Origin of the sequence: Roseiarcus sp. (assembly GCF_052145395.1) — a bacterium.
In the GTDB taxonomy this organism is placed as follows: Bacteria; Pseudomonadota; Alphaproteobacteria; order Rhizobiales; family Beijerinckiaceae; genus Roseiarcus.
This window is the reverse complement of the sequence record NZ_JBKQOT010000894.1, coordinates 1-8221: the sequence shown is the minus strand read 5'-3', so window position 1 is coordinate 8221 and position 8221 is coordinate 1. Positions and strand designations below refer to the sequence as shown.

Genomic DNA, 8221 nt, shown 5'->3' with positions numbered 1-8221 from the left:
CTCGAAGCCCTCGCCACCTTCACCATCCCGCCCCACCTCCTCTCGGTCCAAAAAATCGAATGAGAACCAAGCCACAGGGCACTTTTAGAATCGCTGACTCATACGCGATTCCCCTGGCCACCGTGGGTGGGCGCTTCGTTCAGCTTTGTGCGGCGGTGGTCGCCGCCTGCGGCCTCGACGACCTGGGGATCGAGCGGGCGGTGGAAAAAGCGATAAAGGAACTGTCCAAGCAAAGGAAAACGGGCTTCAGAAGCACTCCCGGACCGCCTGCAACTTCGACCCAAACCGGCTCAGCCAAGTCATGATCGTAATGCTTCTCGATCCGCTCCCCGTATCTCTTGAGAATTTTGCCGCGGTTTCAGAGACGTCGCCGAACCGGGATTCGGCGTTCGTGCCGACGTGGCAAAGCGCAACCCATCGGCAACCGGGAAAGGCTCAGAGCCGACGGCTGACTTCGGCCATATCGGCGCGCCCGCACGTGGCCGCGGGCCCGCAGTTGTTTAGGATCACCCGTCGCAGGGTCCGGTTCTCGACCGGCGGCGTCTACGAGATCCTCACCTCCTCGACATATTACGGTCGACGAGACAGTCGGACCGGCGCGCCCCGGCCGCCCTCGCAGTGGGGTTGGCGTTCAGGTTCCCGCAATAGTCGAGGAATCGACCTTCAACGAGGTTCAGGCGCTCATGCAGAGCCGTAACCCGAAACGGACGCCGCCCACGTGTCGTGAACGACCCGACCTTCCTCGCTGGCCTCGCCCGGTGCGGTTAGTGCGGCGCCGCCACGATCCAGAACGCCGGCAAGGGCGCGCAAGGCGTCGCTGAACCCGTGCCAAAAGTCCTCTCTTTTGTTCCGAAATGGCGCGCCCGGAGAGGTTCGAACTCCCAACCCTCGGTTCCGAAGACCGATGCTCTATCCAGTTGAGCTACGGGCGCGCGACGACGCCCTCCTAGCATGAACCGCCGGGGCGGCGGAAGCGCGGTGCGTACGAACCTGCGGGCGCGAGACTTTCACCGCCGGAAGCGCCAAGCCAGAATGTGACCAAAAGGCGGCAACGACGAAGGTTCCCCAGCGAGACGGGTTGACTCGACCGAGGCTCGTCAGGCTTGAAGGCGCGACAGGCGAACGAGGAGCGCCATTGATGTTGCCCACGCGGTTCTGGGCCGAAATGACCTGGCCGGACTTCCAGCGCGCCGACATGAGCCGGGTCGTCGCCGTCCTGCCGGTCGCCGCGATCGAACAGCACGGGCCGCATCTGCCGCTTGGCGTCGACGCCATGATCAATGAGGGCTACGTCCGACGCGCCGTCGAGCGCCTGCCCGAGGACTTGCCGGTCCTGTTCTTGCCGACGCAGACGGTCGGCGTCTCGGGCGAGCACGCCGAATATCCGGGCACGCTCACGGTCTCGGTCGAAACGGCGATCCGGGCCTGGACGGAGATCGGCGACAGCGTCGCGCGCGCCGGCTGCCGCAAGCTCGTCGTGATGAACGCCCATGGCGGCAACGGCGCGGCGATCGAGGCGGTGGCGCTCAATCTGCGCATGCGCTGGCGCATGCTGGCGGTCCACGCCTCGTGGCGACGGCTCGGCTATCCCGACGACCTGTTCTCGCCCCGCGACATGGTGCACGGCGTCCATGGCGGCTGCTCCGAGACGTCGCTGATGCTCGCGTTTCGTCCCGACCTCGTGCGCGCCGCCGAGGCCCGGGATTTTCCCAGCGCCGCGGATGCGATCGAGCGCGACTTCGCCCTTCTGCGCGCCAAGCCGCCGCTGGGCTTCGCCTGGGCGGCGAGCGACCTCAATCCGTCTGGCGCAGTCGGCGAGGCGAACGAGGCGACGGCCGAAAAGGGCGAAGCGGCGATCGCCTTCGGCGTCGAACGGTTCGTAAGCCTCCTGCGCGACGTGCACGCCTTCGACCTCGCTGCGCTGGTCCGCGGTCCATTGGCAGGTGAGTCGTGAGGGCACCGCACTTCGATTTCGAGCGCGAGGCGATCGCCGGGGGCTGCCGCTGGGTGGCGGGCGTCGACGAGGTCGGCCGCGGCCCTCTGGCGGGGCCGGTCGGGGTCGCCGCGGTCATTCTCGATCCGAACGATCTGCCGGAGGGCCTCGACGATTCGAAGGCGCTGGCGGAGGCCGTGCGCGAAGCGCTGAAGCCGATCATCCTGGCCAAGGCGATCAGCGTCGCCGTCGCCTTCGCCAGCGCTGAGGAGATCGACCGCTTCAACATCCGCGGGGCGACCCTTCGCGCCATGGCCCGGGCCGTCGCCGCCTTGCACGTGAGGCCGGATCTGGCGCTGATCGACGGGCGCGACGTTCCGGATGGGCTCAAGTGCCCGGCGCGGCCGATCATCGGCGGCGACGCGCTGTCGATGTCGATTGCCGGCGCCTCGATCGTCGCCAAGACGACCCGGGACGCCCTGATGCGGAACCTCGGGCGCGACTATCCGGCATACGGTTTCGGCGACCACGCCGGCTACGCCACGACCTTCCACCGCAGCGTGCTGGAGGCGATCGGACCGTGCCCTTATCACCGGCGATCTTTCCGGCTTCGCAAGGAGGAGGCCGACGCCGAAAAAGGTTTCGAAAGCGTTGAGGGCGTCGATCTCCTTTCGTCGGCGCGGCCGTACGAAAACGACACAACGTCAGGCGCCGCCCCATAACCGGACCTTTACTTTAATCCGGCCATAAACGACGCGCCGGTCGGAACGCGCCGGTCGTTGCGTCGAGTGATTGCGTTGATGCGTACCTTGCGTGCCGGAGCGTCGCGTCTCCCCGCCCAGATTCAGGTTGTGCTTACTGGCGCCGGCGAGACGCAACGCCCGGCCGCAATCGGTCCTCCGTCGCGCGACATGATCCTCGTCGGCGACTGCGTTGCCGAGATGGAGAAGCTGCCGGCGGCCTCGGTCGATCTCATCTTCGCCGATCCGCCCTACAATCTTCAGCTCGAAGGGGCGCTGTCGCGCCCCGACCAGAGCGTGGTCGATGCGGTCGACGACGACTGGGACAAGTTCGCCGACTTCGCCGAATACGACGCCTTTACCCAGCGCTGGCTCGTCGCGGCCCGCCGCGTGATGAAGCCCAACGCCACGATCGTCGTCATCGGCTCGTATCACAACATCTTCCGCGTCGGGACGATCCTGCAGGACCTGGGTTTCTGGATCCTGAACGACATCGTCTGGCGAAAAGCCAATCCGATGCCGAACTTCCGGGGACGCCGCTTCACCAACGCCCACGAGACCATGATCTGGGCGGCGCGGGGGCCCGAGGCCAAGCGCTACACTTTCAACTACGAGGCGCTGAAGGCCGGCAACGACGACTTGCAAGTGCGATCCGACTGGTTCCTGCCGATCTGCACCGGGGCCGAGCGTCTAAAGGACGCATCCGGGCGAAAGCTTCATCCGACCCAAAAACCGGAGGCGCTGCTCGCGCGTGTGCTGGTCGCAGCTTCCAACGCCGGCGACCTGGTGCTCGATCCGTTCTTCGGCTCGGGCGCCACGGGCGCCGTGGCGCGCCGGCTCCGCCGTTCCTACATCGGGATCGAGCGCAATGAGGCGTATGCGGAGGCCGCGCGGCGGCGGATCGAGACGGTCGAACCTCTGGCCGAAGAGGTGGTGGCGACCGCCCCGACGCGGCGCAGCGAACCGCGCGTCGCCTTCGCGAGCCTGGTCGACGCGGGGCTCGTTCAACCCGGCGAGCGGCTCATCGACGTGCGCTGGCGCCATTCGGCGCTCGTCCGCGCGGACGGATCGCTCGCGGCCGGTCCCGCGGTCGGTTCGATCCACAAGATCGGGGCGCTCGTCCAGGGCCTTCCGGCCTGCAACGGCTGGACCTTCTGGCATGTCGAGCGAAAGGGCCGGCTGACGGTTATCGACGATCTGCGCGCCGACGTGCGCGCCACCCTGCGCGACGCCGCCGAATAAGGCTAAACGCTCCGTTTCGGCCGATGCTTCCGCACGGCGAAGTCGGAAGCGCGGAGAAGGAAGACTTCACCCGTGCTCTCCTCGGTGTCGAGCCAGACGAACGGAAGACCGGGATAATCGCGCAAGACGAGGTCACGGCCCCGGCCGATCTCGCAGATCAAAACGCCGGCTGGCGTCAGATGGTCCGGAGCGTCGGCGAGAATCCGTCGCACGACGTCAAGGCCGTCGTCCCCGCCGGCGTGGGCCAGACGCGGCTCGGCCGAATATTCGGGGGGAAACGCGGCCAGAGCCTTGGCGTCGACATAGGGCGGGTTGGTCAGGATCAGGTCGTAGCGTTCGCCAGCCACCGGCCGGAACAGATCGCCCTGAAGCAGCCTGACGCGTTCGACGAGCTTGTGCTCCTCGACGTTGCGCTTGGCGACCGCGAGCGCGTCGCCCGAAAGATCCACCGCGTCGATCGCCGCATTGGGGAAGACGCGGGCAGCGAGGATGGCGAGCGACCCGCCGCCCGCGCACAGGTCCAGGACGCGCAAAACCTCGCCGGGATCGCCCGTCAGGGCGTTGTCCTCGCTGAGGGCGGTCACAAGGAGCTCGCCGATGAAACTGCGCGGCACGATCACGCGCTCGTCGACGTAGAACGGAACGCCCTGAATGTAGGCCCGGTTGACGAGATAGGCTGCGGGCTTGCGCGTGGTCACGCGCGCCTCGATCAACGTCTCGAGCCGCCGCCGCTCGCTGTGAAGAAGCCTGGCGTCCAGAAAGGGATCGAGCGTGTCGATCGGGAGACCGAGCCCCTCCAGAATGAGATAGACGGCTTCGTCGAGCGCGGTCGTGGCGCCGTGACCGAAGGCGAGGCCCTCCGCTCGGAACCGGCCGATGGCGTAGCGCAGCCAGTCGCGCGGCGTGGCGAAGAGTTCGAGGCGCTCGTCGGACTCAGTCATGCCGGCCTCGGGCGATCGTGATGGTCTCGCGGCTTGCCATTTTCGACCCCGAATCGAGCCTTTTCAACAGCTTGCGGCGCTTTTTCCGATCCAGCGCAACGCCGGCTGCGGACGCTCGCGACTTCGTCATCGCGACGGACCGCGAAAACAGGCGCCCGAAGCGCGTGGCGCGCCCCATGTCGTGCTTCGCCACGGCGGCGATCGCAGAGGGCCGCGGGGATGCGGCGGCGGGAGACGTGCCGGCGACGACAACATCGAGGGTTCGATCCGGAAGCGACAGGATCACCTTAGCCCATATTCAGATTTTCAGCAACTATCGGTCGAAGGAATTCCTATAAAGAGAATTCAGGTGCCTGCGTCTCAAGCGCGATCTAAGCGCCGTGCTTGCATTCCCGCATGAAGTGTCTGCGCGCTTTGCCGTGGAGTTCCTTCGCGTCGGCCTTCTGCGAGCATTCGATTGACTTGGCCGAACGGGCGCCGGCGTCCTGGGGCGCACCGTGCGGCGCTGTCTGCGACGTGGCGTCGGTCGCCGCGTCGAAGGCGTACGCGGCGCCGGAGAGCATGAAGCAGAGCGCCGCCGCGCCTGCCAAACCCTTGATTCGCATTTGCAAAGTCACCCCGCCGTGATCAGAAGTCTTCCCGGCCCGCCACCGCTTATAGGCGGCGGGGCTGGAAATTCAACCCGAGCGCGCCCCCCGCGTGGGGAGGACAAGCCGCCGTCGACGCGCTAAGACCGGCCGATGCGCCGCCTGTCCATCGAAGCTCTCGTCGAGCATTTCCCGGATTTCCGGGTCGCTTTTGTCCTGGCCGAGCCCCTGACGATCGGCCCCCGGTCGGCGGCGCTGGCGGAGGATATCGCGGCGGCCGAATCCGAATGCCGGGCGCGATGGGGCGGCATGGAGCTGTCCGCCATTCCCGGCGTCGCGGCCTGGAGGGCCGCCTACAAAGGCTTCGGCATCAAGCGGACGAGCTACCGGTCGTCGGTCGAGCGGCTGATCAAGCGGGTGCTGGCCGGCCAGCCGCTGCCGGAGATCAACGCGCTGGTCGACCTCTACAACATGGCGTCGCTGACGAGCGTCCTGTGCCTTGGCTGCGACGACCTCGACAAGACCGACGGCGACCTCGTCTTCCGCTTCTCGAGGCCTGACGACAGTTTCGTCGATATGGGCGCGGAGGCGGGCGAGGATCCAAACGATCCGCCGAAAGAGGGCGAGGTCGTGTACGCCGACGCGCGCCACGTGTTGTGCCGGCGCTGGAACTGGCGGCAGGACGCGCGCAGCGCCTCGAGCGCCGAGACCCGGCGCGCCGTTCTCACCGTCCAGTCGAACGGTTTTCGCGACGTCGACGCCGCCGCGACGCTGCTCGCCCGCCTCATCGCCCGCGAATGCGGCGCGGACTCGCGGATCGAGGTTCTGGACGGGGGGCGACCGACCGCCACGGTCGAAGCGGCGGCTCGGCGCCGTTGATCGTAGACTGAACAGGGGACGAGGTGTTCCCAGCTGCACAAACAGGTCTGTCGGGCAAACCTTACGAAAGCGGCCGAGCGTGCGTGGCGAGCGCGTTCTCCGCGCGGCGTCGTCGTCCGATTCCGGCCAATTCCGCTCCGGCCGCCAGACTCCATGAGACCGTGAGCGCGCTGACGAACACGATCGCGCCTTTGACGACGGCCGGCAGCGCGAGATCGAGCAAGCCATACTGCATCCAGACGACGGGCGCGTAGTGGAGAAGATAGACCGGCAACGCCTTGTCGGCGACTGCCCCGACGAGGGGACGCCGGACGCCGCCGAACCGAAACGCGAACGCCAGCGCGAGGAGCACGCCGGACAATCCAGCAACCCCGTAGGCCGCGTCCGCCAGAAGCGGGAGCGCCGCGGGCGCCCCGTCCCCGAGCTTGAGCGCGAGCCACGCCAGCGCCATCCAGAGGGCGAGGGTTGAGGCGGCGAGGCCGAGCAGCGCACGCCAACTCTTTGCAAGAAGGCCGTCGGCCTTCAACATGCCCCGGCCGAGACCCTGGCGACCGACGACGAGCAACAGGAGGAAGTAGATCGCATAGAGCAGGGGACGGCTAAGCTGAATCGCGAGCGGGCCGTGATTGCTCCATCGCCACGGCGTGAACGCCCAGGCGAGGGGCGCGTAAGCGGCGATCGCGACGATCGCGAAGGCCGAAAACGCCAGGAAGGGGCGGCTCTCGAAGGAAGCCGCGAGCGACCCCGCAGCCTCGACGGCGCGCGCCGCGCAGCGATAGTGGGCTGCGGCGACGACGGCCAGCGCCATCAGCACCCACAAAAACCACATCGGCCCGTTCGGCGTGAACGGCAGCGCCTGATAGGCGCGAATATATCCGGCGGGGCTCGGGTCCGCGGCGGACAGGCGATAGACCGGATAGAGCGCGACCGGCATCACGATGGCGACGCCGAACAGAAGCGAGCCGCCGAGCTTGAGGAATCGCCTCGCGAGGAACCATTGGCTTCCGTCGCGCTCGAGGCTCGGCCAGGCGAACACGCCGGACAGGAAGAACAACAGCGACATCAAATACACGTCCTGCCAGGCGCAAAACGCGTCAAAGCCGGGCCAGCGGCTGCGGTCGAGAACGGGAAAGGCCAGCCACTGATAGGGCGCCCGGTCGAAGGCGTAGCCGCTCGAGTCGACCGAGAAGAGATAGGCGGTGAACGAATGCATCATCAGGACGGAGGCGATTGCGACGCCCCGAAGATTATGCAGCGCCAGGCTTGCGCGGCCAGCTTCCGCCGAGCGCTTGGTCGAAGAACGATCGCGCGCGGCCTCGCACGGCGAGGGCGTTCTCGCCGTGCGCCGCGGCGCCGGACCGCGAACCGGGCTCCCTCGAGCTTCGGGATTGGACCGCCGAATTTCGCTCACGTCTCGTCGTTCGATGGGGGCGGCGCGCATCGGGCCCCGCATCGCCACAACTCGCGCCGACAGGACGTTGTTCCTCGGCCGCCGGGGATAGAAGGGCGAACGGTTCGCTTTCGGAGCGGTCGCGCACGCGACGCGCCAACGCCGTGGCGCGCCGGGGATGCCGATGGGCGGCACTCAAATTTCAACGCTCAATTAGCGTTGGCTATGTATGGCCTAAATCTGTTAGAATGGAGTGGCGTTCTGATGGAGGTTTTGATGGAGCACGGGGCCTTTCGGGCGTGGCTTGCGGAGGTTGATGACCTGACGGCCGATCAGCGCCTTGAGCTTGAGGAGGTGCTGGCGGGGCGAACGCCGCGCGCGGGGCGGTAACGGCGGCAATCGAGGGGAGCCTGGGCGATGAGCGCCGGTGCCCGCATTGCGGTAACGGCGCGTCGGTCGGTTGCGGCGCAGCGAACGGCGTGCGGCGGTTCCGTTGCAAGAAGTGCGGC

At 67.3% G+C, this 8221-nt stretch carries 7 protein-coding genes and 1 tRNA gene; 4 read left to right on the top strand and 4 right to left on the bottom strand.

What is annotated here, in order from left to right:
* Nucleotides 1-855: 855 nt before the first annotated feature.
* Nucleotides 856-932, bottom strand: a tRNA-Arg gene (locus tag ACLP25_RS31020).
* A 206-nt stretch (nt 933-1138) separates the two neighbouring features.
* Between ACLP25_RS31020 and ACLP25_RS31015 the strand changes: the two genes are divergently transcribed.
* From ACLP25_RS31015 to ACLP25_RS31005, 3 genes are all read left to right on the top strand, one after another.
* Nucleotides 1139-1954, top strand: coding sequence for a creatininase family protein (locus ACLP25_RS31015; protein WP_442472934.1), 816 nt, complete (start codon nt 1139-1141; stop codon nt 1952-1954).
* Nucleotides 1951-2655 (top strand): ribonuclease HII, encoded by a 705-nt coding sequence (locus ACLP25_RS31010; protein ID WP_442472933.1) that lies wholly within the window; start codon nt 1951-1953, stop codon nt 2653-2655. Before ACLP25_RS31015 ends, ACLP25_RS31010 begins: the two co-directional genes overlap by 4 nt.
* A gap of 78 nt (nt 2656-2733) precedes the next feature.
* Complete coding sequence (locus tag ACLP25_RS31005; RefSeq protein ID WP_442472932.1) at nt 2734-3915, top strand: site-specific DNA-methyltransferase; 1182 nt, start codon at nt 2734-2736, stop codon at nt 3913-3915.
* 2 nt (nt 3916-3917) lie between these two features.
* On the opposite strand, the gene prmB is transcribed toward ACLP25_RS31005, so the two are convergent.
* Together prmB and ACLP25_RS30995 are read right to left on the bottom strand one after the other, a co-directional pair.
* Nucleotides 3918-4856, bottom strand: a complete 939-nt coding sequence (prmB, locus tag ACLP25_RS31000) for a 50S ribosomal protein L3 N(5)-glutamine methyltransferase (protein WP_442472931.1) — start codon at nt 4854-4856, stop codon at nt 3918-3920.
* A 371-nt stretch (nt 4857-5227) separates the two neighbouring features.
* Nucleotides 5228-5461, bottom strand: a complete 234-nt coding sequence (locus tag ACLP25_RS30995) for a PsiF family protein (RefSeq protein ID WP_442472930.1) — start codon at nt 5459-5461, stop codon at nt 5228-5230.
* A gap of 135 nt (nt 5462-5596) precedes the next feature.
* On the opposite strand from ACLP25_RS30995, the gene ACLP25_RS30990 reads away from it, so the two are divergent.
* Nucleotides 5597-6322, top strand: a complete 726-nt coding sequence (locus ACLP25_RS30990) for a B3/B4 domain-containing protein (RefSeq protein WP_442472929.1) — start codon at nt 5597-5599, stop codon at nt 6320-6322.
* A gap of 61 nt (nt 6323-6383) precedes the next feature.
* Here the strand turns inward: ACLP25_RS30990 and ACLP25_RS30985 are convergent, their stop codons facing one another.
* On the bottom strand, nt 6384-7763 hold the full coding sequence (locus tag ACLP25_RS30985; RefSeq protein WP_442472928.1) for an acyltransferase family protein: 1380 nt from the start codon (nt 7761-7763) through the stop codon (nt 6384-6386).
* Nucleotides 7764-8221 lie beyond the last annotated feature (458 nt).

Bases quoted from the DNA above. Each gene is read 5' to 3' on its own strand.
- ACLP25_RS31015 (WP_442472934.1), top strand. From the start codon at position 1,139: ATGTTGCCCACGCGGTTCTGGGCCGAAATGACCTGGCCGGACTTCCAG.
- ACLP25_RS31005 (WP_442472932.1), top strand. From the start codon at position 2,734: ATGCGTACCTTGCGTGCCGGAGCGTCGCGTCTCCCCGCCCAGATTCAG.
- prmB (WP_442472931.1), bottom strand. From the start codon at position 4,856: ATGACTGAGTCCGACGAGCGCCTCGAACTCTTCGCCACGCCGCGCGAC.
- ACLP25_RS30995 (WP_442472930.1), bottom strand. From the start codon at position 5,461: ATGCGAATCAAGGGTTTGGCAGGCGCGGCGGCGCTCTGCTTCATGCTC.
- ACLP25_RS30990 (WP_442472929.1), top strand. From the start codon at position 5,597: ATGCGCCGCCTGTCCATCGAAGCTCTCGTCGAGCATTTCCCGGATTTC.
- ACLP25_RS30985 (WP_442472928.1), bottom strand. From the start codon at position 7,763: ATGCGCGCCGCCCCCATCGAACGACGAGACGTGAGCGAAATTCGGCGG.